27 protein-coding genes, 1 pseudogene and 1 other annotated feature are annotated in these 26,613 nt (G+C 58.1%); of the genes and pseudogenes, 12 read left to right on the forward strand and 16 right to left on the reverse strand.

What is annotated here, in order from left to right:
- Positions 1-74: 74 nt before the first annotated feature.
- Positions 75-374, reverse strand: coding sequence for a nucleotide-binding protein (locus tag ACVWZ1_RS09710; protein ID WP_414350991.1), 300 nt, complete (start codon positions 372-374; stop codon positions 75-77).
- Positions 375-841: 467 nt separating this feature from the next.
- Here ACVWZ1_RS09710 and ACVWZ1_RS09715 point away from each other — a divergent pair, with 467 nt between their 5' ends.
- Both ACVWZ1_RS09715 and rpsU read left to right on the forward strand, forming a co-directional pair.
- Positions 842-2,146 carry a trypsin-like serine protease gene (locus ACVWZ1_RS09715; protein ID WP_457503258.1) on the forward strand — a complete coding sequence of 435 codons (1,305 nt, stop codon included), beginning with the start codon at positions 842-844 and terminating at the stop codon, positions 2,144-2,146.
- Between the two features lie 402 nt (positions 2,147-2,548).
- On the forward strand, positions 2,549-2,734 hold the full coding sequence (gene rpsU / locus ACVWZ1_RS09720) for a 30S ribosomal protein S21 (protein WP_011432857.1): 186 nt from the start codon (positions 2,549-2,551) through the stop codon (positions 2,732-2,734).
- Between the two features lie 69 nt (positions 2,735-2,803).
- On the opposite strand, the gene ACVWZ1_RS09725 is transcribed toward rpsU, so the two are convergent.
- Positions 2,804-4,174 (reverse strand): TonB family protein, encoded by a 1,371-nt coding sequence (locus ACVWZ1_RS09725; RefSeq protein WP_457503260.1) that lies wholly within the window; start codon positions 4,172-4,174, stop codon positions 2,804-2,806.
- A 264-nt stretch (positions 4,175-4,438) separates the two neighbouring features.
- Between ACVWZ1_RS09725 and ACVWZ1_RS09730 the strand changes: the two genes are divergently transcribed.
- Complete coding sequence (locus ACVWZ1_RS09730; protein ID WP_457503261.1) at positions 4,439-5,467, forward strand: aromatic ring-hydroxylating dioxygenase subunit alpha; 1,029 nt, start codon at positions 4,439-4,441, stop codon at positions 5,465-5,467.
- 128 nt (positions 5,468-5,595) lie between these two features.
- Here the strand turns inward: ACVWZ1_RS09730 and rplL are convergent, their stop codons facing one another.
- From rplL to ACVWZ1_RS09785, 11 genes and pseudogenes are all read right to left on the reverse strand, one after another.
- Positions 5,596-6,006 carry a 50S ribosomal protein L7/L12 gene (rplL, locus tag ACVWZ1_RS09735; protein WP_457503262.1) on the reverse strand — a complete coding sequence of 137 codons (411 nt, stop codon included), beginning with the start codon at positions 6,004-6,006 and terminating at the stop codon, positions 5,596-5,598.
- Positions 6,007-6,069: 63 nt separating this feature from the next.
- Positions 6,070-6,633, reverse strand: coding sequence for a 50S ribosomal protein L10 (gene rplJ / locus ACVWZ1_RS09740; protein ID WP_011432851.1), 564 nt, complete (start codon positions 6,631-6,633; stop codon positions 6,070-6,072).
- Between the two features lie 58 nt (positions 6,634-6,691).
- Positions 6,692-6,851 (reverse strand) — a sequence feature (ribosomal protein L10 leader region).
- Positions 6,852-6,930: 79 nt separating this feature from the next.
- Positions 6,931-7,641, reverse strand: coding sequence for a 50S ribosomal protein L1 (gene rplA, locus ACVWZ1_RS09745; protein ID WP_011432850.1), 711 nt, complete (start codon positions 7,639-7,641; stop codon positions 6,931-6,933).
- 106 nt (positions 7,642-7,747) lie between these two features.
- Positions 7,748-8,173 carry a 50S ribosomal protein L11 gene (gene rplK / locus ACVWZ1_RS09750; protein WP_011432849.1) on the reverse strand — a complete coding sequence of 142 codons (426 nt, stop codon included), beginning with the start codon at positions 8,171-8,173 and terminating at the stop codon, positions 7,748-7,750.
- A 9-nt stretch (positions 8,174-8,182) separates the two neighbouring features.
- Positions 8,183-8,848 (reverse strand): transcription termination/antitermination protein NusG, encoded by a 666-nt coding sequence (gene nusG, locus ACVWZ1_RS09755; RefSeq protein WP_011432848.1) that lies wholly within the window; start codon positions 8,846-8,848, stop codon positions 8,183-8,185.
- A 62-nt stretch (positions 8,849-8,910) separates the two neighbouring features.
- On the reverse strand, positions 8,911-9,183 hold the full coding sequence (gene secE / locus ACVWZ1_RS09760) for a preprotein translocase subunit SecE (protein WP_457503263.1): 273 nt from the start codon (positions 9,181-9,183) through the stop codon (positions 8,911-8,913).
- Between the two features lie 103 nt (positions 9,184-9,286).
- Positions 9,287-9,670 (reverse strand): hypothetical protein, encoded by a 384-nt coding sequence (locus ACVWZ1_RS09765; RefSeq protein ID WP_457503264.1) that lies wholly within the window; start codon positions 9,668-9,670, stop codon positions 9,287-9,289.
- A 1-nt stretch (position 9,671) separates the two neighbouring features.
- Complete coding sequence (gene trmD / locus ACVWZ1_RS09770; RefSeq protein WP_414424411.1) at positions 9,672-10,427, reverse strand: tRNA (guanosine(37)-N1)-methyltransferase TrmD; 756 nt, start codon at positions 10,425-10,427, stop codon at positions 9,672-9,674.
- A 5-nt stretch (positions 10,428-10,432) separates the two neighbouring features.
- The gene (locus ACVWZ1_RS09775) at positions 10,433-10,831 is read right to left on the reverse strand and encodes a hypothetical protein (protein WP_414329472.1); all 399 of its coding nucleotides are present in this window, start codon (positions 10,829-10,831) and stop codon (positions 10,433-10,435) included.
- A 255-nt stretch (positions 10,832-11,086) separates the two neighbouring features.
- Positions 11,087-11,270 (reverse strand): annotated as a pseudogene (locus tag ACVWZ1_RS09780) (hypothetical protein); the annotation flags it as partial.
- Positions 11,271-11,305: 35 nt separating this feature from the next.
- Positions 11,306-11,455 (reverse strand): hypothetical protein, encoded by a 150-nt coding sequence (locus ACVWZ1_RS09785; RefSeq protein ID WP_457503266.1) that lies wholly within the window; start codon positions 11,453-11,455, stop codon positions 11,306-11,308.
- Positions 11,456-11,555: 100 nt separating this feature from the next.
- On the opposite strand from ACVWZ1_RS09785, the gene ACVWZ1_RS09790 reads away from it, so the two are divergent.
- The 4 genes from ACVWZ1_RS09790 to ACVWZ1_RS09805 all read left to right on the forward strand — a co-directional run bounded on the left by ACVWZ1_RS09790 (position 11,556) and on the right by ACVWZ1_RS09805 (position 15,860).
- The gene (locus ACVWZ1_RS09790; protein WP_457503267.1) at positions 11,556-12,740 is read left to right on the forward strand and encodes a 5-(carboxyamino)imidazole ribonucleotide synthase; all 1,185 of its coding nucleotides are present in this window, start codon (positions 11,556-11,558) and stop codon (positions 12,738-12,740) included.
- On the forward strand, positions 12,737-13,186 hold the full coding sequence (locus ACVWZ1_RS09795) for a hypothetical protein (RefSeq protein WP_457503268.1): 450 nt from the start codon (positions 12,737-12,739) through the stop codon (positions 13,184-13,186). Before ACVWZ1_RS09790 ends, ACVWZ1_RS09795 begins: the two co-directional genes overlap by 4 nt.
- A gap of 6 nt (positions 13,187-13,192) precedes the next feature.
- Entirely contained in the window at positions 13,193-13,726 is a 534-nt protein-coding gene (rimI, locus tag ACVWZ1_RS09800; RefSeq protein WP_414351014.1) for a ribosomal protein S18-alanine N-acetyltransferase, read from the forward strand.
- 547 nt (positions 13,727-14,273) lie between these two features.
- The gene (locus ACVWZ1_RS09805; protein WP_457503269.1) at positions 14,274-15,860 is read left to right on the forward strand and encodes a mechanosensitive ion channel; all 1,587 of its coding nucleotides are present in this window, start codon (positions 14,274-14,276) and stop codon (positions 15,858-15,860) included.
- Positions 15,861-15,947: 87 nt separating this feature from the next.
- Here the strand turns inward: ACVWZ1_RS09805 and cydB are convergent, their stop codons facing one another.
- Together cydB and ACVWZ1_RS09815 are read right to left on the reverse strand one after the other, a co-directional pair.
- Positions 15,948-16,997 carry a cytochrome d ubiquinol oxidase subunit II gene (cydB, locus tag ACVWZ1_RS09810; RefSeq protein WP_457503270.1) on the reverse strand — a complete coding sequence of 350 codons (1,050 nt, stop codon included), beginning with the start codon at positions 16,995-16,997 and terminating at the stop codon, positions 15,948-15,950.
- Between the two features lie 193 nt (positions 16,998-17,190).
- Positions 17,191-18,624, reverse strand: a complete 1,434-nt coding sequence (locus ACVWZ1_RS09815; protein WP_457403576.1) for a cytochrome ubiquinol oxidase subunit I — start codon at positions 18,622-18,624, stop codon at positions 17,191-17,193.
- 490 nt (positions 18,625-19,114) lie between these two features.
- On the opposite strand from ACVWZ1_RS09815, the gene mfd reads away from it, so the two are divergent.
- The 3 genes from mfd (at position 19,115) to ACVWZ1_RS09830 (ending at position 24,438) form a co-directional block, all read left to right on the forward strand.
- On the forward strand, positions 19,115-22,603 hold the full coding sequence (gene mfd / locus ACVWZ1_RS09820) for a transcription-repair coupling factor (protein WP_457503271.1): 3,489 nt from the start codon (positions 19,115-19,117) through the stop codon (positions 22,601-22,603).
- A gap of 120 nt (positions 22,604-22,723) precedes the next feature.
- Positions 22,724-23,659 carry an ABC transporter ATP-binding protein gene (locus ACVWZ1_RS09825; protein ID WP_457503273.1) on the forward strand — a complete coding sequence of 312 codons (936 nt, stop codon included), beginning with the start codon at positions 22,724-22,726 and terminating at the stop codon, positions 23,657-23,659.
- Positions 23,656-24,438 (forward strand): ABC transporter permease, encoded by a 783-nt coding sequence (locus ACVWZ1_RS09830; RefSeq protein WP_457503274.1) that lies wholly within the window; start codon positions 23,656-23,658, stop codon positions 24,436-24,438. The genes ACVWZ1_RS09825 and ACVWZ1_RS09830 overlap by 4 nt, the downstream gene beginning before the upstream one ends.
- A gap of 18 nt (positions 24,439-24,456) precedes the next feature.
- Here ACVWZ1_RS09830 and ACVWZ1_RS09835 read toward each other — a convergent pair whose 3' ends face one another.
- Positions 24,457-24,990, reverse strand: coding sequence for a TM2 domain-containing protein (locus tag ACVWZ1_RS09835; protein ID WP_457503275.1), 534 nt, complete (start codon positions 24,988-24,990; stop codon positions 24,457-24,459).
- A 255-nt stretch (positions 24,991-25,245) separates the two neighbouring features.
- Here ACVWZ1_RS09835 and ACVWZ1_RS09840 point away from each other — a divergent pair, with 255 nt between their 5' ends.
- Together ACVWZ1_RS09840 and ACVWZ1_RS09845 are read left to right on the forward strand one after the other, a co-directional pair.
- Positions 25,246-25,521: a hypothetical protein gene (locus tag ACVWZ1_RS09840; protein ID WP_414375133.1), complete on the forward strand. Its 276-nt coding sequence runs from the start codon at positions 25,246-25,248 to the stop codon at positions 25,519-25,521.
- An 80-nt stretch (positions 25,522-25,601) separates the two neighbouring features.
- Positions 25,602-26,576: an ABC transporter permease gene (locus ACVWZ1_RS09845; RefSeq protein ID WP_414355801.1), complete on the forward strand. Its 975-nt coding sequence runs from the start codon at positions 25,602-25,604 to the stop codon at positions 26,574-26,576.
- Positions 26,577-26,613 lie beyond the last annotated feature (37 nt).

Genomic DNA, 26,613 nt, shown 5'->3' on the forward strand with positions numbered 1-26,613 from the left:
CCACTCTAGCGCAGGTTAGCAAGATAAAAGCCGCCCTGGTCGCGTCAGCGGGCCGTAGGCCTTAGGGCGGGGCTTTAGACCCAGTTTTTTGGTAACTGTTCCGGGGTGGGACGGGCAGGGGTGTCAATCACCGTGTGCTGAAAGCCTGTGGGCGTGGGAGTGGTGGGATCCCCGGCCAATACCTTGATAGGAAAGGATGATCCCCGTTCTGCCCAGCGAGAGGCCGAGCGATTGGGATCGGCGTCGATCAACAGGGCCATCCCCGACCCACCCGCAGGAGCTGCCCCTTGTTTTTGCTGAAGGTAGAGGGCCAAATGCACCGCTGTAGTGGTTTTGCCCACGCCCCCTTTGAACCCCAAGACCGCGATATTCATCTGCCACACACCCTCCCACCCTGGTTTTACTGCCCAGGTGCACGGGCGGCAAGAGGCAAAAGTGGGCATTGGGGTCTTGGGGCAACTCGGGAGAGCCGGCCGCGGGGGGAAGCGTTCCCGGTTGCTCAATCCTCAGGCTTCCCCGGTAGGATATCCTTGGCTAGCACAACCGGCTGGCTTTGGAGCATGACTCTAGTCAATAATAAGCTCAACTATACTGAAAATAATGTATAATATGTTCAGTACGGATTACTACCAGTTGATCTTTCTGTTTACTTTTCTGTTTACTTTCGAGTCTGCCAACATGGTAGCCAGAGCAAAGCAGAAAATTGGTAGTAAGACGACACGGAAACTGCGCTTTGGGTATTCTACTCAAAGCTTTGCGGGATACCGCCATTCTGGTTGGAAACAAACAGAATGCTATCGCTGCATAGTTGAACAGTGATGTTCAGCAGTGTTCAGCGTAAATGTATCAGAATCTGACCATGCCTCATCTCTCGCGATCCCATTCCCCCCTTGGCTTGGCTCGCTCTTGGTCTATTCCGCTGGGGTTGTGTCTGGCCTTGAGTGTGAGCGCCTGTGGCGGCAGGGGTTCCAGTCGCCCGCTTCCCCCAGTCTCAGCTCCTCCCACAGGACGAATTGAGGGATCCCATTTCGACGATCTCAACGGCAATGGGCTGCGGGATCCGGGGGAGCCGGGGCTGCCGGGCATCGCCACCTTTTTGGACTTAAACGGCAATGGCCGCCTCGACCCGGAGGAGCCCAGCACCGTCAGCGACGGCGGCGGCAACTTCCGCTTCTCCAACTTGCCCCCTGGCACCTACCGCGTCACCGCCCTTTTGCCCCCAGGGCGAATCTTCACCACGCCGCGCTCAGGCTTGGGGCTGGAGCGGATTGTGGGCGGCAGACCTGCTCCCGAAGGAGCCTTTCCCTGGATGGTGGCTTTGCTGAGGGCGGCTGAGCCAGATCCTTTTCAAGCGCAGTTTTGCGGCGGATCCCTGATTGCACCGGAGTGGGTAGTTACCGCTGCCCATTGTTTTTTCGACGAACAAGGCAAGCAGGTAGTGAGTGCCCAAAATCTGGATCTGCTGTTGGGTACCAACCGCTTGCAAATCGGTGCCGGCCAACGCATTCGCGCCGCGCAAATTGTCCTCAACCCCGGCTACAACCCCCAGGTGGGGAAACTTGGGGGGAACGACATTGCCCTGGTGCGCCTTTCTCGGCCAGTGGCTCTGGCCACCCTGCCACTGGTGCAGCCCAACCAAACCAACCTGACAGCCCCCGGCACTGCCGCCACCATCCTCGGCTGGGGAGCCACCTTCCCCCGCGCCCTGGATCAAGAACCCAGCGGCTTTCCCCAAGATTTGCAGCAGGCCACCGTTCCCATCGTCTCCAATGCGGTGTGCAATGCGCCCCAATCCTACAATGGCACCATTTTGGATACTATGCTCTGCGCCGGCTTTCCCCAGGGAGGAGTCGATACGTGTCAGGCTGATAGCGGTGGGCCTTTGATTGTGTCCAGTGGCACGGGTTTTGCCCTGGCCGGGATCACCAGTTTTGGCATCGGCTGCGCCCAGCCCAATTTCTATGGGGTGTATACGCGGGTGTCTAGCTTCGCCGGTTTTGTGCAATCGGTAATCGGCAGTGCCCCCAGCCCAACTCCAGCACCACCCTCCCCTCCACCCCCCACCGGGACAACTGCTTCATTCGTTGTCAATTTGAGGGAAGGTGAGGTGGTTGCGGGGCTCAACTTTGGCAGCCGGGCGCAGTGAACACGAACTGTGGCAGCAAGCAGTGGTGTGGCGATCGTTTAGCTAGGCCGCCGTTCGCGCTAGCGGGACGGAGTCCTTGAAGCCCCGCCCTCTGTCCGTAGGACGTTCGCGCTAGCGGCGCGGAGCGCTTGGGTCGGAATGAAAGGCGGACATCCCCTGTTCTATAATCAACCTGGCTGTGCAAAACGGCATTGCCGGAATCTGGTACAGCTACGCGGTGGGGCATCCCGTGTCTGCTCGTGGAGGGTTCTTGCACTAGCTCCCCATTCGCGTCAGCGGTGCGTAGCACTTTGAAGCGAGAAGCCCGCTCCGTACCGCCAGCAGTCGGAGTCGGGAGTATGTCACGATAGGGATCCCTGTTGTAACCAAACCCATTTGATTGACGGAGGAGATGTCTTGCTTATGACCCAAGTGACGATTGGCGAAAACGAAGGGATCGAATCTGCGCTGCGTCGCTTCAAGCGTCAGGTTTCTAAGGCGGGCATTTTGCGGGATTTGCGCAACCATCGGCACTTTGAAACCAACCTAGAAAAGCGCAAGCGCAAAGCGGTGGCCGTCCGGCGCAACCGCCGCAAGTCCATGGCCTAGGCTACTGCCGACACTCGGAAATCTGAACCCCTCTGAACAGGGCTTGTGGCCTTGCCTGAGGTTCTGACGTTAGTTTCTCGGAATCTGGGTTGGGCCAGCCTGCAGGGATCCGCTCAACACGTTAATTTCCAGCATCAGTTCTTCGCCAACATAGCTCTCGGGCAAAGGAGCAAAGGGGGCTGAGCGCTGGATGGCACTGAGCACGGCTGCATCCAACAGGGGATCTTCTGAGGGGGTTTGCAGGCGCAGTTCCCGCAGGGATCCCTGTCGATCCAGACGCACCTGCACCACTGTTACGTAGGATCCGGATGCCCGCCGTACCATCCAGTGTTGGCGAACCCTTTCTTGAAATTGAGCCAAGTAGTCTCCCCAATCCGGATCGGCGGTGGCATTGAGGCTGGGTGGGCCTGCCTGAGAGGACTCGATCCCACTGGTGCGACCGAAGTCGGAGTTGTGGGATCCGGTAGGAAAAGTCGGGGGCAAGGTGGGAGAAGGCTCTTCCAACGGGGCTGCGATCGGCTCTGGAGAGGGCAAAGTTGGATGCGGATCCGCTGGAGCCGACAGGTAGGGTTGTGGCAAAACCTCAGGAGAACTTGCTGCTCTTTCGGGTTGAGGCTTGAGGGATTGAGCAGGAGAGATCTGAGCCGATTTGGTCTCCACTGCTGCTGCCGAGGAGGTAGCCAGTAGGCTTTGCAGATGCTGACGATAGTCCTGCAGTTGCTGGCGCTGTGGAGAGGACAGAGGCCAGTGATCCAGCCATTCTTCCGTCAGATGTAGCGCCTCCGCCCAATTGTGATCGGCAACTGCCTGCTCCAGAGCTGCTAAACCCGCTGACAGATTTTCTAACCTGGCCTCTGGCTGCTGCTGAGGAGAGGCAGAGTTCCGGGCGGGCTGGGGCACCTCAAGCTCCCTTGTCGGCGGAGAAAGGATCTCAGGGACAGGACTCCCTGCGGCTGAGGCGAGCAGAGGCTGTGCCGTTGCAGAAGTGACCTCTACCCATTCACCTGGATTGGCCACTTGCGACTGCCGCACCGATACGTGATCCCGAGGTTCAGAGACACCGGACTCACGGGCGGAGACGGGCGCAATCCACTGCGGCTCTGGGGGCGGCTCATCCGCCATCTCCACCCACTGAAAGGGGAGGATCTCCTCCTCTTCCCGGATCCTAGGCTGCCAACCCACCCAGCTCATCGCGATGAAATGCAACCCTGCCGAGAGCACGTTGGCCAGCCCCAGGCGCCAAGGTAAGGAGCGGCGTTCCTGCTGTCGTTCTTGTTGAGAACGGCTGAGGCGGGGCTCTGGATCCACCTCTCCGTCTGTCAAGCAATTTGCCTGGCTCTCAGCAGCCGGTTCTGGTTTGGGGGAGGTGGACTCTGCAGTAGGTTGGGCCGGGATCCCTGTGTTACGGAGATCTCGGTTGGGGTTGAATTCGTTTTGCACCTTTCCACCTCTCCCCACAGCCACATGCCAACAGAAGCCCACCGACACTTTTCTACTTCCCTCAATCAATAGCCCATCTCTGGATAGAGGGGGAGTTGTCGATGTCCAAACGCGACCGCTGTGGCAGGGCAAAGCTGTGTTGGCTTATACGGACTTCTGCCATTTCAACGCCTATCTTTTTCACGGGGGGCGGTGCTTTGAGCCACCTAGGCTCACGAAAAGCCAGCTCATGATTCTCCGAACTAGAGCTTGTGGAGCGGGTTTATGCTTGTTACCCAGCAACCTGTCCTGAGGCGGTTTTGGTACCCCGTGATCCCGATGTCGGCCCTGGAAACCGGCCCACAAGCTTTTACGCTGCTGAAGACTCCTCTGGTGCTTTGGCTCAATGAGTCAGGGCAGCCTTGCGCCGTCTTGGATCGTTGCTGCCATCGCTCGGCCCAACTTTCCAAAGGGGTTGTTTGCAATGGCCACATCCGCTGCCCCTATCACGGCTGGGAGTTTGACGGCTCCGGCACCTGTGTGAAGGTGCCCCAACTTACAGACAACTTCATCCCCCCTACCTACAAGGTGGAGGGGTTTCGCTGCCAAGAGCGCTATGGCTATGTTTGGGTGGCATTGGCGGATCCCTTGACCGATATTCCCGAGATCTCAGAGGTGGCGGATCCCCGGTTTCGCCAAATTCATCAGTTCTATGAGGTCTGGAAATGCGCCGGCCTGCGCCTGATGGAAAACTCCTTTGACAATGCCCATCCCCACTTCGTCCATCACCAGAGCTTTGGGGTGATCTCCGAGCCTGTACCCCCCGATCTGGACAGCCTTGAAGAACTGGAATATGGCCTTCGGGCCACCTCTGTTTTGCCGGTGTTCAACAGTGACTTGCAGAAGCAAAACTTGCGGATGTCAGAGGATCGCACAGTGCGTATCCTGGAGGGCACCTGGTTTATGCCTTTTGGTCGCAAGCTCAAAATCACCTACCCCAACGGCCTCATCCACATCATTTTCACAGCGGCTACCCCCATCGACGACCAAACCTCGCAGGTGGTGCAGTTCTGTTTACGCAACGATTCGGAAGCAGAGGTGAGTGCTGAGAGTATCATCGCCTTCGATCGGCAGGTGACCCTTGAGGATCAACGGGTTCTGGAAAGCACCGACTATGACGTTCCCCTCGATATCAAGGCGGAGCAGCACATGTTCACGGATAAACCCGGCATTGTCATGCGTCGCAAGCTGGCTGCCCTTTTGAAAGCCCACGGAGAGGTGGAAGTGCGACGCAGCAGGGGACAGGGATCCTGAACTCACGCCAATGGAAGCAGGCCGGGTGATCCCAAAAGAGGGGCCGAAACAGCCCCCCTTCTTGGGTTTGAGTGTCTCGATTGGATTTCTCGTTAGACCAGAAAGAAGCGCTTTCCCCGTAACTTGAACTACTTGATCTTGACGGTGGCGCCGGCTTCTTCCAGCTTTTTCTTGATGTCGTTGGCTTCCTCCTTGGGAACTCCTTCTTTGACAGGCTTGGGAGCCGCCTCGACCAGATCTTTGGCATCCTTCAGACCCAAGCCGGTCAACTCGCGCACCACCTTGAGGATGGCGATCTTCTTGTCGGCTGGCACAGCCTCGAGGATGACATCAAAGGCAGTTTGCTCTTCCACCGGCTCAGGGGCTGCCGCCGGAGCTGCCGCCGCTGCTGCCACGGGAGCTGCCATAACCATACCGCCGGCTGGGGCTGCTGCACTGACGCCAAAGGTTTCTTCGATGGCTTTCACCAGCTCGGAAGCTTCCAGCAAGCTCAAAGCTTTCAAATCTTCCAAAATCTTTGCAACGCGCTCTGAAGACATGATGGTTTCTCCTTGGGGGTAACAGAATCGATACACAGGTTTGGGCTGATGAACTGAAGCCCTTTATGCGGCCTCCTTGTCGGCAATGGCCCGGATGGCCCGCCCCAGAGAGGCTGGGATCTCGTGGATACCGCGCGCCACTTGCGTGGGCACAGCATTGAGCCCGACCGCCAGGCCGGTGGCCACCGACTTGAGGCTGCCCGCCACTTGGGCCATGAGCACTTCCTTGGGCGGTAGCTCGGCGATGGCCTTGGCCTGCTCCAAGGTCAGGGATAGCCCTTCAATGCCAGCACCGCGGAACTCGGTTTTCTTGGTTTGCTTGGCAAAATCTTGATACGCCTTCAGGGCGGCTGAAATATCGCCCCGAATCAAGATAAAGGCCGTCGGCCCCGCCAAAAAGGGAATGATCCCTGCCCAAGCTTTTTGGTCGGCGATGGCTCGCCGCATCAGGGTATTCTTAACAACCATGCAAACCGAATCCGACTTGCGCAGCTCTGCCCGCAGTTGGTCCATCTCCGCAACGGTCAGCCCCTTGTAGTCGATCACCAGCACCATTTGGCTGGCCTGCAGCAGGGATCGGACTTTATCGACGATCTCCGCTTTCTTCGCTAAAGGTTGCTTGCCCATGCGCTCACCTCCTTTGTTGTCAATGGTCACCCAGGGTTAACGGGTGGTGAATCTGGGTTCTGCCAAACAGAATGCGTCCCAGCCGTGGCCGAGACGCATGGAGATAAGCGCACCCTCAAAAGCGATCCAAGAAGGGATCCCTTTGAACTTCGCTCAAACCTCGGCAGGACATTAAGCCCGCGGGCACCTGCTGTCTTCGGCTTGCTATTCGACTGGGGAAAGATGTTCTGCCGGGATCCTCCTCCAAATTACACTCACTCAAACCCTTTTCAACCCATCGCAGCGCCGAAGCCAGGCTTAGGTCGCCAACTTCAGCTCCCGCAGGGCATTGATATCAACCTCAATCGAGGGGCCCATTGTAGCAGAAACATGTAGGGTTCGCCAATACTTGCCCTTGGCTCCAGAGGGACGGTTGCGATCGATGGACTCCTGCACTGCCTTTAGGTTCTCCAGCAGAGCTTCGACGGGGAACTTGCACTTGCCGAAGATCAAATGCACAATGCCGGTGCGATCTGCCCGATACTCCAGCTTGCCGGCCTTGAACTCCTTAATCGCCTGGGCCAGATCCATGGTTACCGTTCCCCCCTTGGGAGAAGGCATGAGGCCGCGCGGCCCCAACAGCCGCCCCAGCTTAGCCACCTGGGGCATCACATCGGGGGTGGCGATCAGAAGGTCAAAATCCATCATGCCCTTGCTGATTTCCTCGATCAGGTCTTCATAGCCAACCCGATCCGCCCCTGCATTTTGGGCCTCCACCACTTTCTCGCCACGGGCAATCACCGCCACCCGGATCTCTTGGCCGGTGCCCCTGGGCAAGACCACGGTGGTGCGCAGTTGTTGGTCGGCGTACTTGGGGTCGATCCCCAGGCGGATGTGAACCTCTGCCGCCTCTTCAAATTTGGCGGTGGCCGTCTCTTTCATCAGGGCCAAAGCCGCTTCGGGAGCATAGGCAATGGGCTTCACCTTCTCCCGCAAAGCCTGCATACGTTTGGAAAGCTTTCGAGCCATCGTTTCTCCTCGGGGTACTGACGAGAACTTCTCTCCCCCACAGTGGTTTGCTAGAACAACTTTTTCAAGACCGTGAACACCTCAGACTGGGCAAGGGATCCCTCCATCAATCCACCACCGTCACCCCCATGCTGCGAGCAGTTCCGGCAATAATTTTCATGGCCGCCTCCACATCGTGGGCATTCAAATCCGGCAGCTTCTGCTCGGCGATCTGGCGCAGTTGAGCTCGGGTCAGGGATCCCACCTTGGTTTTGTGGGGCTCGCTGGAGCCGGACTCAATGCCCAGGGCCTTCTTGATCAACACCGAAGCCGGTGGCGTCTTGAGGACGAAGGTAAAGCTGCGATCCTCGAAGATGGAGATCTCAACCGGTACCACCATCCCGGCCTGATCCGCCGTCTTGGCGTTGTACTCCTTACAAAAGGCCATGATGTTGACCCCGTGTTGACCCAAGGCTGGGCCAATGGGGGGAGCGGGGGTGGCCTTGCCCGCCTGAATGGCCAACTTGACCACGGCCACCAACTTCTTAGCCATGAAACGCAGTTACACCTCTTTTCGCACTTGACCAAACTCTAATTCTACCGGGGTATCGCGCCCGAAAATCGAGATCAACGCCTTGAGCTTGCCCCGTTCTGGGCTGACCTCCACCACCTCGCCGTAGAAACCCTGGAAGGGGCCGGATAGCACCTCGATGCGATCCCCAGGGGCCATGTCGATTTTGAGGGGCACTTCCTCCACCTCGACGCTGCTGAAGATGCGCTGGACTTCGCTTTGGCTGAGGGGACGCGGTGTAACATGCCCCCGACCGCGACCGTAGGCCCGCTTTTCTTCGGTGCCGACAAAGTTGATCACGTTGGGGGTTGTTTTCACCACCATCCAAGTGTCGTCGTTCATGTCCATGCGCACCAGGACATAGCCGGGAAAAATCTTCTCCTCTTGCTCCTGGCGCTTGCCGGATCGATCCAGCTTGAAGCCCGTCCGCTTCGGGATCACCACCTCGACAATTTGATCCGCCACATCCAAAGCAGCCGCCCGTTGCATCAGGGTGCTCTTCACTTTGTTCTCGCAGCCTGAGGCCACCTGCACGGCGTACCAGCGCAGGTTGCGACGCTCTTGACCTTCCCCCTCGTCTGGTTCCGGGATCGCGTCTGCAGGCTCAAAGTGCTCCACACGGCCCCCACGACGTTTTCGCTGCTGCTCTGGCCTCATCACCTCACATCCTCCCTGTAGCCATCCTTGAACATGACTCTCTTGCCCCTCAGGACAGAACATCACAAGAACAGCTGAGTGGCTACCCAAGCAAACACTTGATCGACCAGGTAGATGAAGGAAGCAAAAGCCAACACAATCAGTAAGACCCCTACCGACTCGCCGATCAATTGCCGGCGGCTCGGCCAAACAATCTTGCTTAATTCTGTGCGGGTCTCTTGAATAAAACCCGGGATCCCTTTGGGTGCGGTGGAACTGTCTTTGGAGTGACCCCGGCTGGCGGGATCCAAACGCTGCTCCGTATCGGTTTTGCTGGAGGGGGTGCTCTTAACCACGGCGGTGTTCTCCTAATGGATCCCGAAAACGGTGTACCGCATTTCAGCAGGCACGGGATCGGCTTTGCGATCCTAACAGATTTACCGGGAATGGGATCCAACCTTAGGGAGTGGGGGTGGGCTCAGGTGCCAAGGAACCGGGAGAAAGCGGGAGGGAGCGGCGGCGGGATTGGTTAAATTGCTCCACAGCAGCATCAACGCTGGCCTTGCCGTCCCAGCGGGAAGCAGCATTCTGGCGGGAGAGGAAGTCGGCAGCCCGGAAGAGATCGTTGACGTTGATGCTGGTGCCATCAAACAGAGAGGGATTGCTGTCGCGGCGAATGGCCTCGTTGACACTTCCACTTTGAGTTTGAGCCAGGGCCACCCCAGAGCCGCTCAGAACCGAGCTCAAGGCCATTCCCACCAGAAGCAGCACTGGGGGCGAGGGGATCCCACGCCAGCAGACGGGCGATGGATTCAGGAGACGGTTGAGAAGCTTGCCGAGCATTTTATTTCTCCGCTTCGTTTACACGAGGGTGCTGCTCCGCCAGCCCCTCTACCAACAACTGCTGCTCTTCGGCGGTCAAGGGGCGCTTGGCCAACAGGTCTGGCCGCCTTTGCCAAGTTCGAACCAGCTGCTGCTGCAGACGCCAACGGGCAATGGCTTGATGGTCGCCTGAGAGGAGTACCGGCGGCACCTTGTGCCCCTGAAACTCTGCCGGGCGGGTGTATTGAGGATAGTCCAACAGCCCCGCCTGGAAGCTTTCGCTCTTTAACGAGTCTACCTTGCCCACAGTGCCCGGCAAGAGCCGCACCACGCCGTTGATCAGGGCCAGCGCCGGAATTTCCCCCCCGGTCAGGACAAAATCCCCCAGCGACACCTCGCGGGTGGCCAGGTATTGGCGGATGCGTTCGTCAAAGCCTTCGTACTGGCCACACAGCAGGATCAGTTGCGCCTTCTGGGCCAGCTCCTGCAGCAGCGCCTGGTTCAGCGGTTGCCCCTGGGGCGTCAGCAGAATGATCTCGCAGGGATCCAACCGGGGCAGGGAGGCGACAGCAGCGAAGAAAGGCTCTGGCTTGAGCACCATGCCCACCCCACCCCCGTAGGGCTCATCATCGACACGGCGGTGCTTATCGGTGGCGAAGTCGCGTGGATTGGTGCAGTGGACTTCGGCGATCCCCTGCTGTAGGGCTTTGCCCACCAGCCCAATGCGCAGCGGCGTTTCAAAAAATTCGGGGAAAAGGGTAAGGATATCGAACCGCACAGGACTCAGGACGAGGTGCGCAACCGCTCCAAGTCTAGGCGCAAGGACTCAATCTGATGGATCAGCTCCATCAACTCAGCCATCTCTTCTCTGGAGATAGCCGGCTTGTTGGGGGAGGAAGCTGGTGTCGGGGGAGCATTCTCGACAGGCGCTTCAGAGTCAGGACTTGCCGAGGGGGCGTTGGCGGCTGGATCCCTGAGACTCTCAACGTAACGAACTGCCTCCTGCTCGATCAACTCTCCCTTTTGCTCCAGCTCCGCCGCCAGTTGGCCCAAGTCCATCGAAAGGCGGTTGAGGTTTTCGGTGCGCTTTTCCGGGTCTTGCAGGATCTCCACCAGAGCGGTGGCCGTGCCGTAAAAAATGTGGCGAGCCCGCGTGAACCAATCTGAAGAGTGAGAACTCATGGCAGCAGAAAGAGGTGGGTTGTGGATTATTCTAGGCGATCCACCCGACGGGATGAGCCCAAGGATACAAGCAGAATACCCGGCGTTCGAGGACAGACTGGAGTCTAGTTCTCCAAAGTCTTGAGGGCAATCTCAACCTGAAGACAGGGTTTAATCGACGGCGCGGATCTCGCCACTGTTTAGGCGCTCCACAATCGATTCCAGCAGTTCGTGCTGATACATTTACGCTGAACACTGCTGAACATCACTGTTCAACTATGCAGCGATAGCATTCTGTTTGTTTCCAACCAGAATGGCGGTATCCCGCAAAGCTTTGAGTAGAATACCCAAAGCGCAGTTTCCGTGTCGTCTTACTACCAATTTTCTGCTTTGCTTTGGCTACCATGTTGGCAGACTCGAAAGTAAACAGAAAGATCAACTGGTAGTAATCCGTACTGAACATATTATACATTATTTTCAGTATAGTTGAGCTTGTTATTGACTAGAGTCGTGCTCTTCTGGGGAAATTTCTTGATCGGCCATGACGGCACTGAGAATCTGCTGTTGCTCGGCGCGAGTCAAGACTTTGTCCGCCAAAGCCCGGTTGATTAGAGCTCTCAGCTCAGAGGGTTGAGAGGGTTCCACCGTTTTTCTCCTAGCGCTGGAGGGCAAGGGGTCCCATAATGGGGTTCTGGATCCAAGAAGCAATGGACAGCGGCCCACCACCCAGTATAACGGTACGGCTGTGGAAACCCAGGTATCCTCAAAAGACCAGAGATCCCAACCTGTGGGGGTGATTGGCGGCGGGCAGTTGGCGCAGATGTTGGCCTTGGCAGCTCGCCAGATGGGGATCCCGCTGGTGGTGCAGGCTGCTGCTCCCACCGATCCGGCGGTGGCAGTGGCCGATGGGGTGGTTTGGGGATCCACAGCCGACAGCCAGGCCACGGCCCAGTTGTTGGAGCGCTGCCCGGTGGTTACTTTTGAAAACGAGTTTATCCCTCTGCCGGAGCTGAAAAAACTGGATCCGGAGGGATCCCGCTTTCGTCCCAGCCTCAGCACGCTAGAGCCGCTGCTGGACAAGTTGCACCAACGGCAGTTCCTGGCGCGGTTGGGGTTGCCGGTGCCGACTTTTTTTCCGCTGGAGGCGGTGTTGGATTCGGCAGACCTGGCTGGACTGGGCTTTCCGGTGGTGCTCAAGCGACGGCGGCAGGGCTACGATGGGCAGGGCACCCGCATCTTGCACGAGCGAGCGGCTTTGCAGCAGGCCCTTAGCCAATCTGAGGGGATCCCGCTATTGCTGGAGGAATGGATCCCGTTCGAGCGGGAGCTGGCGGTGATGGTAGCGCGGGGGCTGAAGGGAGAGATCCGGGTTTATCCGGTGGTGGAAACTGTGCAGATTGAGCAAATCTGCCGCCATGTCCTGGTGCCTGCCCGCATCCCCCCAACCACCGAGGCCGAGATCCGGCGCTTGGCAGCCGATCTGATGGAAAAATTGGGTGCAGTTGGCGTGTTTGGCATTGAGCTGTTCTGGGTGCCGCCGCCCCACCCCAAGGCCGGGATCTGGATCAACGAAATCTCGCCGCGGGTCCACAATTCCGGCCACTACACCCTGGAAGCCTGCCACACCTCACAATTCGAGCAACACCTGCGGGCCATCCTCGGCCTGCCCTTGGGGGATCCCTCCCTCAAGTGTGGGGGGGCAGTGATGGTGAATCTCTTGGGCTATGAGCATTCCACCGGCGATTACCCAGAAAAGCGGCAGTGCCTGGCCCAGCTCCCCAATGCCACGGTGCATTGGTACCACAAAACCCCTGCCCGCCCAGGGCGAAAACTGGGCCATGTAACCGTCTGTCTGCCGACTGCTCCCTCTCCTTTCGAAGCAGCAGCCCTTGTCCGCACCCTCGAATCCCTCTGGTACCCCCAGCCATGAGCCAAGTGTCGGATCCCTCCTTCTCCCCAGACATTCAAGCCCTGATCCAGGCCATGCAACGGCGGGATGTGCCCGCGGTAGCCCAGCAGGTCAACCGCCTCTCCCCCCAAGAGCGCCCCGCCGTGTTGACCCCTGCCCTTCGATACCTCGCCGGGGTGGATCCCGCCAGCGCCCAGTGGTTTGTTCGCCACCTCATGGCCCCTGCGGTCAAAGCGCAACTGCGAGAAGGGATCCTCAAAGCCGCCCAAGACTACCTACAGGAAGCCGGCTTCACCGAAGGGATCGACTACGAACTCAAGCCTGTTCGCGAAAGCGGTGCGGAGCACCATCCCCAATCGGGGGGCAACATCTTGAGCATCAGCCGCAGAGCCTTGCCCTACGCGGCTCCCGATGACGATCCCTTGGGGCAGTTGTTGTTGGCGGAATTCTGCGAATTGCGGGACTAGGCCACCATGAGCGGTACGAGTTATCGGCTGCAGCTGTTGGACATCACTGCCCTGCCCCAACTGCTGGAGCTGGATCGGCGGTGCTATGGGGGATACTGGGGAGAACAGGGATATCGAGCGGAGCTGGAACGACCCACAAGCACGGTGATTGGGGTAGTGGCGGAACCCGCTGCCGTTGGCGCTTCGTGTGGCTCGGGCCGAGCCGAGTTTCCCCTTCCCTCTCCAAACCCCACTTCGCCGACGCAGACGACAAAAGAGCTGGTGGGCTTCGGCATTCTCTGGCGCATTGAAGAAGAAGCGCATATCATCTCCTTGGCGGTGGATCCCGAGCACCGGCAACAGGGCTTGGGCCGGCGGATTCTGGAAGAACTGCTGAACCAAGCGAGAGCAGCAGGCTGCCGCTGGGCCACTCTGGAGGTAAAGGCTTCCAATCAAGCGGCAATCCGCCTGTACGAATCGGCAGGGTTTCAACGGCTGGGACGTCGCAAGGGGTATTACAACGGAGAAGATGCGCTGGTGTATTGGAAGAAACCGATTTAGAAAAGCGTCAATTGTAAATTGAAGAACTGCAAACGTATTTCGGGATACACCTTAGGCCAGACAGTGAGCAAGCCAATAGGCTAAGCATATCAAGGCTACAGGGGATCCAACCCATTGACCGAGTGTCGATTGCCCGTTTGATTCTTTATATAGGTCATCAAAATGCTCTCATTCTGTGGATGCAAACTGCCCGCTACAGTTCCTCCCAGCAACACTGACTCTAGCCAATGCAGCCGCATCCATCGCACAACAGAGATCCTGACTTAATCTACAAAGCTCCTGCTCGGTGGGGAAAAGCTATAATCTGCGGTATCAACAACTTGAATTCGATCCTTGCCGTTCGATGGCCCATCGGAGCTTTGACTGATGGCTGGAGCCCTTGGGTTAATAGAATGTGAAGTTTTATTTCGAGATCCGACATTTCTGCCTCAATATATATTTCTCATATCATATTCCCCCTTTGGCCAACTTGCCTGAAAAAACACTTCAGGTTAACCTACACTTGTTATCTGTCCATCCTGAGCATTTTCAAGCTGTGAGGATCATTATGGACACCTCTGGAAACACCATTGGAGATGAGGCCATCTCTTTTGTCGTCAGTCTTTGGTCTAGGCTTATCGATTTTATGCCCAATCTCCTTGCGGCGATTGCCATCTTAATTCTGGGTTGGATAGTGGCCACGGCAGTAGCCTTCGGCGTTAGAGGACTGCTCAAAAGGACGCAACTGGACAATCGCTTGGCTGCTTGGGTTTTGGGCCAAAAGCCCGGCGAGAAGCTGCCCCAAACGGAGCGCTGGGTGGCCGCTGCCGTCTACTGGGTGATTCTTGCTTTTGTGTTGGTGGCGGTACTGAATGCCCTGCAGCTTCAAGCTGTCTCCGATCCGCTCAACAGGTTTTTGGGGGAAATCTTCGTTTATCTGCCACGGGTGGGTGGGGCGCTGGTGCTGCTGGCTGTGGGCTGGGTGGTGGCCACTGTTGCTCGGCTGGCGGTCATCCAGGGGCTGCGGCGTTTCAACCTCGATGAGCAGTTGGCCCGGCCTCTGCAACAGGAAAGCACTGCCGGTGAGGCAGGTGCAGAAGGAACCCCAACCGGCCAAGAGGGAGGTACAGAGGTCACCCCTTTCCTGCTGAATGAAACTTTGGGCAATGCCCTTTACTGGCTGATTCTGCTGTTCTTTTTGCCGATCATCCTGGATACCCTGAACCTGCAGGGGCCGCTGCAGCCGGTGCAAAACCTGCTGGATCAGTTGCTGTCGATGGTGCCGCGGATTTTGGGGGCGCTGATCATCGGTGTGGTGGGCTGGTTTTTGGCCCGCATCGTGCGTGGGATCGTCTCCAATTTGTTGGTGGCAGCAGGGGCAAATCGGTTGGGGGCACGCTTTGGCGTTCCCCAGTTGGCCCAGATCGTCGGGACGGTGGTGTATGTCTTGGTGTTGATCCCGGCGGTGATTGCGGCGCTGAATGCCTTGGAAATTCGGGCCATCTCCGATCCGGCGGTGGCGATGCTGGAGCAGGTGTTGCGGGCCATTCCCTTGATCGCGGGATCCGCTTTGATCCTGGCCGTCTTTTACTTGCTGGGGCAATTTTTGGCCAGCTTGGTAACCCAGTTGCTGCAGGCGGTGGGTTTTGACCGTCTGGTCGCGGGGCTGGGCTTGCCCCTGGCCGCTGCTCCTGAGCCTGAAGGGGATCCCGCTGCCAAACGTCGCACTCCCTCCGAGATCGCCGGCTTGGTGGTCTGGGTAGGCGTGGTCTTGTTTGGGGCGGTGCCGGCAGTGGAGTTGCTGCAGTTTGCCGCCCTAACCGACATTGTGCAGGGGCTGTTGCTGATTTCCGGTCGGGTGCTCATCGGCGCCCTGGTGTTTGGGATCGGTCTTTATTTGGCCAATTTGGCCCACTCTATGATCAAGAGCTTGGGTAGCCCTTCCTCAGGGGTACTGGCCCAGGCGGCGCGGGTGGCTATCTTGGTTTTTGTTGGCGCCATGGCCCTGCAGCAGATGGGCGTGGCCACCGACATTGTGGTGTTGGCTTTTGGTCTGGTTCTGGGGGCGATTGCCGTGGCGGTGGCGTTGGCTTTTGGGTTGGGAGGTCGCGATGTAGCTGCCGAGCAGATCCGGCAATGGCTCAAGAGAGAGTGAGAGCCTTTCTCTGTAGACGTTCGATTGCACCTAAAAAATTGCCCCGCCCATCACCGGGCGGGGTTATTGCTGCATCCTCAGGCCAGCTTAAACTGCCTCTGGAACTTTGGCCTCTTCCGCCGCCACTTCCTGCACCACGATCTTGCCCCGGAACACCACGTAGTTGTAGATGTTGTAGGACAAGATAACCGGGATCAGGAAGCCAATAAAGGTGAGCATAAACACCAGCGAGCTGGGGGAGGCTGCCGCTTCGTAGATGGTGACGCTGGGGGGGATGATGTTGGGGAAGACCATGAACCCCAAGCCGATAAAAGAAAGCGCAAAGATCAAAAAAGTGTAAACCAAAACGCTATTTTCTTCCCGCCGGCGCAGGCTGCGCAGCAACAACGCCACCAACAAAAGTCCCAGAACTGGGATGGCAGCAAAGATGTAGAAAAGAGGGGGCGAGAAAAGCTGAGCACGCGCCTGCTCGGACATGATAGGAGTGCTGATGGTGATAAACACTGCCCCCAGTAAAGTTGTCCAGGTGGCGATGGTTGCCGTCCTGTAGTAGGTTTTTTGGAGTTCCCCGGTGGTTTTCACAATCAAGTAGGCCGAGCCGATCAAGACATACCCCTGGATGAGGGTAAGAGCTACCAGCAGGGAGCGCCAGGTCAGCCAATCCCAGGGGCTGCCGGCAAAGTGGCCGGCTTCGTCCACGCGGATCCCTTCGAAGACGCTGCCCAAGGCAAATCCCTGGCCCAAGGCTGCCAAAAAGCTGCCCACTCCAAAGGCCAGGTTCCACACCAACTTGTTGTCGGCGTTTTCCCGAAACTCGAAGGAAACGGCCCGCAAGATCAGGCCCACCACCATGATCACCAAGGGTATGTAGAGGGCATTGAGAATGGTGGCGTAGGCGAGAGGAAAAGATCCAAATAGGGATCCCCCCATCAACACCAGCCACGTCTCGTTGGCATCCCAAACATTGCCCAAGCTGGTCATGAGGATGCTGCGCCGCGTCTCGCTGGAGGCCGTCAGGGAGAGGATACCAACTCCCAGATCAAACCCGTCCAGCAGAACGTAGAGAAATAGGAATAGGCCCAGGATAAAAAACCAAACCTGGGGCAGAAACCGCTGTAAAGGCTCAAAAGATTCCATCGCTGTTCCCTCTGCTTTGAGTATTTCTGACCAGTGCGAGACAGTTCCCGATGGCGATCCCCAGTCCCTCTCCCTCTAGGGAAGGGAAGTTGGGAGTTGACGTAGCGAAGGGTTTCACTGCTGTGGGGAATGGGCCTGCTACGTTGCCCTGTTGCTACTTGGAGTCACCAGTTAGATGGCTACCAAACTGCTGCTACCGAGCTTCTGCAGGACGGCGATCTGGCTCGTGGCGGGCAGGCTCGACCACGATCACCGGCTGCGTTGCCGGGACAGGGGCGGGCAACTCCAGGTTTGGCCCTTCGCGGATGATGCGGCTGCCAAAGTAGAGAGCGGCAACGAAGAACACAGTGTACAACGCGGTCAGGCCAACCAGAGAAAACAGCACTTCTCCTGCCGGCAGGGGCGAAACCGATTCCACCGTGCGCAGTTGTCCATACACAATCCAGGGCTGCCGACCCACACAGCGGACGATCCAACCGGTTTCAACGGCGATGTATCCTAGGGGTGCTGCGAAGATCCAAGCTCTCATCAGCCACTTTTGCTGAGAAAGGGCCTCCACTGAGAGCTTGCCCCTCAGCCATTGCACAAGGGTAACTCCGACAAGCCCGGCTAGGAGGAGGCCAATGGCCACCATTGTCCTAAAGGAGTAGTAGATGAGGCCAACCATGTGGGGACGATTTTGGGGATCCCAGCTTTTGAGCCCTTGAATGGGTCGATCCAGCCTGGGTTTGAACTCCAGCAGATAGCCCAGCGCGCCAGGGATCTTCACCTCCCACTCGTTGCGCTCTTCGCGGTCGTTGGGCACAGCCAACAGGCTCCAGTCTGCCCGCTCGCCGGCAGGGATCGTCTCCCACTGGGCCTCCATGGCCGCCAGCTTGGCCGGCTGATAGCGATAGACTTGCTCCGCGCTCAGATGGCCGACGAACACCTGCAAAGGGGCGACCACCAGGGTCATTGCCAAGACCACTTTGAGGGAGCGGGAGAAGAACTCGCTGTGCCGCCGCTTGAGAATGTACCAGGCACTGATGCCACCGATAACAAACAAAGAGGTTTCCAAGGTGGCAAAAAACATGTGCAGAAAGCTGTTGACCATGAAGGGGTTGACAATAGCTTGCAGGTAGTCCCGCACCACAAATTTCCCATCGACGAACACGCCACCTGCCGGCGTCTGCAGCCAAGAGTTGGCCGTCAGGATCCAAAAGGTGGAGAGGTTGGCGCCAAAAGCCACCAGGATCGTCGAGATCCAGTGAATCACCGGCGGGACGCGCTCCCAGCCGAACAGCATGATCCCCAGAAAGCTGGCCTCCAGCATAAAGGCCATCGTGCCCTCAAAGCCCAGGATGGTTCCAAAAAAATCTCCCACCGCTTCGGAAAAGGGTGCCCAGTTCATGCCAAATTGAAAGGCCATTGGCAAGCCTGAGGCCACGCCAATGCCAAAGTTCAACACATAGAGTTTTGACCAGAAACGAGCGTGACGATAGTAATCTAGGTTGCGGGTTTTTAGCCAAAGCCCCTCAATAACAACAAGGTAAATGGCCATCCCCGTTGTTAAAACCGGCCACAACATGTGAAAAATGGCCGTGAGGGCAAATTGTAGCCGAGAAAGCGCGACGGTGTCTAGAAACATAATTTGTACCAAGTTTAGGTGGATTGATTCATGCAGCTTTTTCCGACAACATCTGCTGCAATTGATACAGCTACATCTCTTGCATGAAAAACATCTTGCTGACTGGCAGACATCAGATGAGGCCGGGAAAGCCGCGCTTTGTGGTTCCTTCTAACATCGAATCTTGGCTAAGACAATCGACAAGCCGTCCGACTCTAAAGGTTAATTTTAGGATTCTGTGAGATATAGACCTTTTTTTGTAATTTGGACTACAAAGCAAAAAGCCCTCTGTGAACCTAGCGGCCAAAAACTGGCAGGCCATTGACATAGGGTTCTGGTTTTCTTCGTCTTTAAACAACAAAACTGTTGTCCCAATAGATCGAGGAGCAATTCCCAGCAAGGGGCGACTTCCCGTCTACAGCGCCAGCAGACAGCTGCTGATTGTCCCCGGAGCCTGCCAGAATTGGGATCCCTGCTTGTTGGGATCGCAGTTTGCAGTGTGGGGTGGAAGATGTCGTTTATCCCGCTGGTGCGCTTTCTGGCCCAATCTGGCTTGATGCAAGAGTTGGCCGCCCGGTTGAGATCACGGCGACAGGCAGATCTGCAGGGGGCAGGGCGGATCCCGAAGGGGTTGATCGCCTCGGCTTTGGCCCAGCAGGAGGGAAGATCCCTGCTGGTGGTCACCGCCACCTTGGAGGAGGCAGGCCGCTGGACAGCGCAACTGGAAGGCATGGGCTGGGAGAGCGTGCAGCTCTACCCTACTTCAGAGGCTTCCCCTTACGAACCTTTTGACCTGGAACCGGAGCTGGTGTGGGGCCAGTTTCAGGTGCTGGCCGATTGCCTCCAGGGGAAGAAGGGCATGGCCATTGTGGCGACAGAGCGGGCCCTCCAACCCCACCTTCCCCCCCCAGAGGTGTTTCGGGCCTTTTGTCTCAAGCTGGAACCTGGCCTGGAGATGTCTCCCCAGCAACTGGGGCAGCAGTTGACCCGTCTGGGCTACCGGCGGGTGAATTTGGTGGAAAGTGAGGGGCAGTGGAGCCGACGGGGCGATATTCTCGACGTTTTCCCGGTGGCCTGCGAATGGCCGGTGCGGCTGGAGTGGTTCGGCAACGAGCTGGAGAGGCTGCGGGAGTTTGACCCGGTGAGCCAGCGCTCCCAAGATGGGATCCCCCACGTTTGGCTTACTCCCACCGGCTATGGGCCTATCCTCTGGCCGGCTCTGCAGGAAAAAGCCGATCAGCTCTCCCAGGGCCTACGGCAGCAGTTGGAGCAGTCGCCCACCCCCCCGGAGGGCTTGCGCCGTTTTCTCGGCCTGCTCTACACCCCTCCCGCCAATCTGCTCAGCTATCTGGATCCCACCACCCTCATCCTGATCGACGAGCCAGAGCAGTGCCAGGCCCACAGCCAGCAGTGGCTCTACCACGCCCAAGAACAGTGGAAACAGGCCCAGGTTGCGGAGCCGGCTCTGCAGCCCTTTCACCGCCCCTTCGATCTCCATGCTCCCGACTGGGATCCCTTCCCCCGCCTGTTGGCCCGTGCCATAGCGCTCCACGCCGCTCTCACTCCGGGAGAATCCGCCGCCATCGACCTGAAAAGCCGGGCCGTTCCCGCCATCCCCCACCAGTTTGGATCCCTGGCCAAAGCCCTGCGCGAGTACCGCAAGCAGCAGTTGCAGGTGTGGATCCTCTCTGCTCAGCCCTCCCGCACCGTGGCTCTGCTGCAGGAACACGACTGCCCCGCCCAGTATGTGCCCAACCCCAAAGACTTCCCGGCCATCGAGCGGCAGCTACAGTCTTACACCCCGGTGGCCCTGAAGTACTCCGGCTTGGCCGATCTGGAGGGGTTTCTCCTGCCCACGCTGGGATGGGTGGTGCTCACCGACCGCGAGTTTTTCGGCCAACACAGCCTGGCCACCCCGACCTATGTGCGCAAGCGCCGCCAAGCCAGCTCCCGCCAGGTGGATCCCAACCTGCTCAAGCCAGGGGATTTTGTCGTTCACAAGGCCCATGGCATTGGCCAGTTTCTGCGCTTAGAAAGCCTCACCATTGGGGGCGAAACCCGCGAGTACCTGGTTATTCAATACAGCGATGGCCTGTTGCGGGTGGCTGCCGACCAGGTCAACTCCCTTTCCCGCTACCGCGCCAGCGGGGATGGACCACCTGCCCTGCACAAGATGTCCGGCAGCACCTGGGAAAAGACCAAACAGAAGGTGAAAAAGAGCCTGCGAAAAGTGGCCTTTGACCTGCTGCAGCTCTATGCCAAACGCGCCGAACAGGAGGGCTATGCCTTCCCGCCCGATTCTCCTTGGCAACAGGAGCTGGAAGATTCTTTCCCCTATCCCCTGACGCCGGATCAACTCCGAGCTGTCCAGGAGATCAAGCGGGATATGGAATCTCCACGCCCTATGGATCGGCTGCTGTGTGGGGACGTGGGCTTTGGCAAAACAGAGGTGGCAATCCGTGCCATTTTCAAAGCCGTAACCGCCGGCAAGCAAGTAGCTCTCCTGGCGCCAACCACCATTCTTACCCAGCAGCACTACCACACCCTCAAAGAGCGCTTTGCTCCCTATCCTATTCAAGTGGGCTTGCTCAACCGCTTCCGCACCTCGGAGGAGAAAAAAGAAATCCTATCCCGTCTCAAGAGTGGCGAACTGGATGTTGTGGTGGGCACCCACCAGCTTTTGGGCAAGGATGTGCAATTTCGGGATTTAGGCCTTTTGGTTATTGACGAAGAGCAGCGCTTTGGCGTCAACCAAAAAGAGAAAATCAAACTTCTCAAAACCCAGGTGGATGTACTCACCCTCACCGCCACCCCTATTCCCCGCACTCTGTATATGGCCTTGTCGGGTTTGCGGGAAATGAGCTTGATCCAAACTCCGCCTCCTTCCCGCCGGCCTATCAAAACTCACCTTTCTCCCTACAACCCCGAAGTCATCCGCACGGCTATCCGCCAAGAGTTGGATCGCGGCGGTCAAGTCTTCTATGTCGTCAACCGCATTGAAGGCATCGAAGAAACCAGTGCCAAATTGCGGGAGTGGGTGCCCGGTGCTCGCATTGCCATTGCCCACGGGCAGATGCCGGAAGGGGAGCTAGAGGCAACGATGCTGGCTTTTAACAATGGGGAAATCGATATCCTGGTCTGCACGACGATTATCGAATCCGGTTTGGATATTCCCCGCGTCAACACCATTTTGATTGAAAATGCTCAGGAGTTTGGATTGGCTCAGCTATACCAGCTGCGGGGGCGGGTGGGCCGGGCTGGGATCCAAGCCCATGCTTGGCTGTTTTACCGAGAAGACGGGATCCTCACCGAGGAGGCCCGCAAACGCCTACAGGCCATTCAGGAATTTACCCAACTGGGATCCGGCTATCAGTTGGCAATGCGGGATATGGAAATTCGTGGCATTGGCAACCTGCTGGGAACGGAACAATCCGGGCAAGTCAATGCGGTGGGCTTCGATCTTTACCTGGAAATGCTGCAAGAAGCCATTCGAGAAATTCGCGGCCAGGAGATCCCACAGGTGGAGGACACACAAATTGACCTCAATGTAACCGCCATGATCCCGCAAAGCTATATCCCCGACGAAAATCAAAAGATGCAGGCTTATCGACAACTGGCCGCTGCCGGCTCTCGGGTCGAGCTGTTGCAAATTGCCCAGGAATGGCAAGACCGCTTTGGCCCCCTGCCCAAGCCTACCCAGGAGCTGCTGCGGGTGATGGAGCTGAAGATCCTGGCCCGCACGCTGGGCTTTTCCCGCATTAGGCCAGCCAAGGAGCATGTCCTTTTGGAAACCCCCATGGAGGAGCCGGCTTGGAATCGCCTGAAAGAGGCTCTGCCCACTCACCTGCAGCCTCGCTTTGTCTACCAACCGGGCAAGGTGACGGTGCGGGGTCTGGGGATGGTACCGGCGGCGCAGCAACTGGAGAACCTTTTGCAGTGGCTGGACAAGATGAGCCTGGCCCTGAGCCGGATGGAGGCTGGGATCCCAATGACCCCCTAGATCTTGCCGGATCCCTCTCGAGGCGGGCCCATGCTCTGGTGTGAGAGAGTGGAATGGCCGGCCCTCCTCTCTTCAGCGCTCCTTTTTGCATCGGCTTCGCGTTTGCATCGGGTTCGCGTCATGAAAGTTCTAGAAGCTCACCACCTCCAAAAAACCTACCGGCAAGGAGGCAGGGAGGTGCGGGCGGTGGTGGATGTCTCCCTGACGCTGGCAGCAGGGGAGATCCTGGCTTTTTTGGGGCCCAACGGGGCCGGCAAGACCACCACCATTAAGATGATTGCCGGCCTGATCCAACCCGACGCGGGCACAGTGTGCGTTCTCGGACGGGATCCCCATACCGATCCGGGGGCCCTGGCCCAGGTGGGGGCAGTGCTGGAAGGCAACCGCAACCTCTACTGGCGGCTGACCCCCCTCCAGAACTTGGAGTACTTTGGCGTGCTGCGGGGGCTACCCCCCAGAACCGCCCGGCAACGGGGGCTAGAGCTCCTGGAGACCTTTGGCCTGCAGGAGAAACAAGATGTGGCCGTGCAAACCCTTTCGCGGGGCATGCAGCAGAAGGTGGCCATTGCCGTCGCCCTCCTGCATCAACCGGCCCTGTTGCTGCTGGATGAGCCCACCCTGGGGTTGGATGTGGAATCGGCGCAAGCGGTGAAATCCCTGATCCGCCAAATTGCCGCTTCGGGTCGAGCCATCTTGCTCACCACCCATCAACTGGATATTGCGGAAGCGCTCTCGGATCAGGTAGCCGTTATTCGACAAGGGGTGATCATCGCCCAAGCCCCCACGGGAGAGTTGATCCGGCACTTTGCCGGCGCCGTCGGTACTTACCGGATCGAGCTGGAACAGGGGCTGGATCCCTGGAGGTTTGAACAACTGGCCCGCCAAGGGGTGGAGATTCTCGGATCCCATCGGGTGCGGTTCAGCGGCCCGCCAGAGATGCTCTATCAGGTGCTGGAGATCTTGAAGCCTTTGCCCTTGCTCAGCCTCAAACGAGAGGAAGCCGATCTCACCCATATTTTCCTCGAGTTGTTGAAAAGGGGAGAGGGGCAAGGATGATGCCGGTGATACACCTGTTTTGGGCTGAACTGAAGCGGGCCTGGATCCAGTACATTCGCTATCCGGCGGAGGCCCTGGGCGGGATCCTGATCACCACGTTCTTCTTCTATGCCCTCTTTGCCGGCGCCCAATATGTGGCAGGGCCTGCCTCCCAATTTGGCGAACGGTTGGATGCGGTGGTGATCGGCTATGTGCTCTGGACGCTGGTCATTTTTGTGGTGAACGACATCGCCCTCAACCTGCAGGTGGAAGCCCAGACAGGCACCTTGGAGCAGGTGTTGCTCTCGCCATTTTCGGCAGCCACTCTCTTCTTGGCACGGGCTTGTGCCAGCTTGGTGTTGCGCTTTTCCATTGTCGTCGTCATTCTGGGCGTCATCTTATTGCTGACGGGCAGCCGGTTGCGGTTTCCCCCTGCTCTGGTGTTGCCTTTGGTGAGCGTGGTGCTGGGGGCCTACGGTTTTTCGTTTTTGCTGGGATCCGCTGCTCTAATTTGGAAGCGAATTCAGCAGCTTTTGATCATCAGCCAATTCGGCCTGCTTTTCCTGTTGGCTGCTCCCACGGAAGAATGGCCGGGATCCCTGAAGGGGCTGGAGCAGATGCTACCCATGACAGCGGGGGCGGGGCTGTTACGCGACGTAATGGTGCGGGAGGTAGGGCTGGATCCCGTGCGGCTGATCATGGCTCTGACCAGCGGCATTTTCTACTTCGGCCTGGGTCTGCTGACCTTTCGCCGGGCGGTTCGGGCAGCCAAGCGCCGAGGGATCCTGGGATCCCAGTAGAGGTCTGCAGGAGGGCATCTAGAGCGAACGTTGGTCGGGGGAGCGGTGCAGCAGGTGAGGGAAGTGGTATTCTACCGCTCCAGTGACCGGGTTGTTTTCGGGGAAAGCCATGCTCCGCCGGCTCAGCTCTTGCAGCGCCTTTTCAATTTCGTCAAAGTCGGCAGGTAAGTCGATAGCTATCTCCGCAAGGGTGAGGATCCCTTGCCGCTGTTGGGCTAGCCGCAGGATCTCCCGCATCAGAGCTTGACCTTTGAGGGGCTGAGGAGGCGCTGAGGTGGTTTTTGAGGAAGCTGGGGATGGGGAGGGTCGGGATCCCTGTAGAACTGCCAGTTTGAGGTTGTGATTTTCCACCATGCCTGGGATCAAAAACAGGTCGATCAACTGCCCAATGCCCAACAGGCCAAAGGTGAACAGCCAGAGAACGCCTGTGCCGGTCTTGCCCAGGTAGAGGCGATGGACGCCACAGATCCCGAATATGCCCAACGCCCAGAGGATATAGGCAGTACCGACAGACTTGGGTTCAGCGGGGGGCAGCAGGTAGCGAGAACTCATGGGGATTTGACGAGATAACTCCGAGCGGGTACTCCAAGTCTAAGTCTGTCATCTCCTGGCCTGGACGGGCAGAAGAGAACCGGCAAAACCAATCCCTTTACCTCTAAAAGCGAGCTTGGACCCCTTCTAGGCTACTGCCTGAGGGAGGGCAGCCTCAACGGGAAAAGAACCGGAATAATGAGATCTGAAGCTCCCCAAGCTCGAAGAACTCCGTCCTGCCATCGCGAACGGTGGGCACACTCATAGGGAAGGTCAATGCTCGAGCCAATTTTAATCGGGTTGAGCGCTGTGCTCTGGGGCGGCCTCTGGGGCTACGCCACGCTGCTGGTCGTGCTGGTGAACTTTAAAGAGCAGGGATCGGTTTATGCCTATCCGATGCAAGCGGTGTTGGATCGCTTCGTGGAATCCTTGGGGTTAGACTGGCTCAAAGCTCTCCATGCTATGCAACTGAGGCCGCTGCGCCAGATCAGCTATGCTCTGTTCGGCGCCGTCACCTTGGGGGTGGCTTTCATGCTCTGGGTGTTGGGCTGAGGCGATGCCCAGATCAACAGGCGCATTCGCGCAGCAACTGCAAATGCATCAACCCAACCCGAGTTCTCGACAGGCCCATCATGAACGCTGCTCAACTGGTCGCCATTCTCTCTACTGCCATTGCCACCGCCACACCGTTGGTCTTTGCCTGCATAGGGGAAACCATTACCGAGCGGGCGGGGGTGATCAATCTCTCCGCAGAGGGGACGATCATGCTGGCCGCCATGGTTGGGTTCGCCGTGGCCAAGCTGACGGGAAGTCTGGCGTTGGGCTTTTTGGCTGCCGCCGCGGTGGGAGTGCTGTTTGCTGGGATTGTGGCCTTCGGCTCGCTGACCCTGAAGGGATCCCAAATTGCCATTGGTTTTGTCTTGGCCCTGTTGGGGGCGGATTTGTCTTCCTTTTTGGGCAATCCGTTCGTGCGGATCCCAGGGCCAACGGTGCCCAGCCTGCCGATCCCCTTCTTGAGAGAGGTGCCACTGCTGGGGCCGCTCCTGTTCCGAGGGGATCTGTTGCTGTACGCCAGCTACGCGCTCATCGGGGGAACTTGGTTCTTTTTTTATCGCACTCGGCCTGGCCTGATGTTGCGGGCCATGGGAGAACAGCCGGCAGCAGCCTTTGCCCGGGGCACCGATGTCATTTTCTGGCGCTATGTCTATACCCTTGTGGGGGGATCCCTATTGGGCTTGGCGGGAGCTGCTTTTTCTCTGGATTTCAAGGCCGGCTGGAGCCACCGACATACAGCAGGGTATGGCTGGATTGCTTTGGCCATCGTCATCTTCGGCGGCTGGAACCCCTTGCGGGTAGCCCTGGGGGCCTACCTGTTCGGCATTTTGCAGTCCTTTGCCGGAGTTGCCCAGACTACCATCCGCGCCGTGCCCACCCAAGTTTTTACGGTGGCTCCCTTTGTGTTGATGATTTTGGTGTTGGTGCTCACTTCTGGGGAATGGTGGGAGTACGGCTTGCGCGGGATCCCACCTCGGCTGCGGCGCTGGATCCAGCAGGCGGTGAAGGCCACTCCGCCGGCAGCTCTGGGGCAGCCGTTTGAACCGGGCTAGAGGTTGCTTCCGGCACTGCGGCTTGGGGGTCGCTGAT

The sequence above is a fragment of the Thermostichus sp. MS-CIW-25 genome (assembly GCF_054060015.1).

Bases quoted from the DNA above. Each gene is read 5' to 3' on its own strand.
- cydB (WP_457503270.1), bottom strand. From the start codon at position 16,997: ATGGAATCTTTTGAGCCTTTACAGCGGTTTCTGCCCCAGGTTTGGTTT.
- mfd (WP_457503271.1), top strand. From the start codon at position 19,115: ATGTCGTTTATCCCGCTGGTGCGCTTTCTGGCCCAATCTGGCTTGATG.
- ACVWZ1_RS09765 (WP_457503264.1), bottom strand. From the start codon at position 9,670: ATGCTCGGCAAGCTTCTCAACCGTCTCCTGAATCCATCGCCCGTCTGC.
- rimI (WP_414351014.1), top strand. From the start codon at position 13,193: ATGAGCGGTACGAGTTATCGGCTGCAGCTGTTGGACATCACTGCCCTG.
- ACVWZ1_RS09840 (WP_414375133.1), top strand. From the start codon at position 25,246: ATGCTCGAGCCAATTTTAATCGGGTTGAGCGCTGTGCTCTGGGGCGGC.
- ACVWZ1_RS09805 (WP_457503269.1), top strand. From the start codon at position 14,274: ATGGACACCTCTGGAAACACCATTGGAGATGAGGCCATCTCTTTTGTC.
- ACVWZ1_RS09835 (WP_457503275.1), bottom strand. From the start codon at position 24,990: ATGAGTTCTCGCTACCTGCTGCCCCCCGCTGAACCCAAGTCTGTCGGT.
- ACVWZ1_RS09845 (WP_414355801.1), top strand. From the start codon at position 25,602: ATGAACGCTGCTCAACTGGTCGCCATTCTCTCTACTGCCATTGCCACC.
- ACVWZ1_RS09730 (WP_457503261.1), top strand. From the start codon at position 4,439: ATGCTTGTTACCCAGCAACCTGTCCTGAGGCGGTTTTGGTACCCCGTG.
- ACVWZ1_RS09830 (WP_457503274.1), top strand. From the start codon at position 23,656: ATGATGCCGGTGATACACCTGTTTTGGGCTGAACTGAAGCGGGCCTGG.
- ACVWZ1_RS09715 (WP_457503258.1), top strand. From the start codon at position 842: ATGTATCAGAATCTGACCATGCCTCATCTCTCGCGATCCCATTCCCCC.
- ACVWZ1_RS09795 (WP_457503268.1), top strand. From the start codon at position 12,737: ATGAGCCAAGTGTCGGATCCCTCCTTCTCCCCAGACATTCAAGCCCTG.
- ACVWZ1_RS09815 (WP_457403576.1), bottom strand. From the start codon at position 18,624: ATGTTTCTAGACACCGTCGCGCTTTCTCGGCTACAATTTGCCCTCACG.
- ACVWZ1_RS09775 (WP_414329472.1), bottom strand. From the start codon at position 10,831: ATGAGTTCTCACTCTTCAGATTGGTTCACGCGGGCTCGCCACATTTTT.
- ACVWZ1_RS09825 (WP_457503273.1), top strand. From the start codon at position 22,724: ATGAAAGTTCTAGAAGCTCACCACCTCCAAAAAACCTACCGGCAAGGA.
- rplK (WP_011432849.1), bottom strand. From the start codon at position 8,173: ATGGCTAAGAAGTTGGTGGCCGTGGTCAAGTTGGCCATTCAGGCGGGC.
- rplA (WP_011432850.1), bottom strand. From the start codon at position 7,641: ATGGCTCGAAAGCTTTCCAAACGTATGCAGGCTTTGCGGGAGAAGGTG.
- ACVWZ1_RS09710 (WP_414350991.1), bottom strand. From the start codon at position 374: ATGAATATCGCGGTCTTGGGGTTCAAAGGGGGCGTGGGCAAAACCACT.
- rpsU (WP_011432857.1), top strand. From the start codon at position 2,549: ATGACCCAAGTGACGATTGGCGAAAACGAAGGGATCGAATCTGCGCTG.
- rplL (WP_457503262.1), bottom strand. From the start codon at position 6,006: ATGTCTTCAGAGCGCGTTGCAAAGATTTTGGAAGATTTGAAAGCTTTG.
- rplJ (WP_011432851.1), bottom strand. From the start codon at position 6,633: ATGGGCAAGCAACCTTTAGCGAAGAAAGCGGAGATCGTCGATAAAGTC.
- nusG (WP_011432848.1), bottom strand. From the start codon at position 8,848: ATGAGGCCAGAGCAGCAGCGAAAACGTCGTGGGGGCCGTGTGGAGCAC.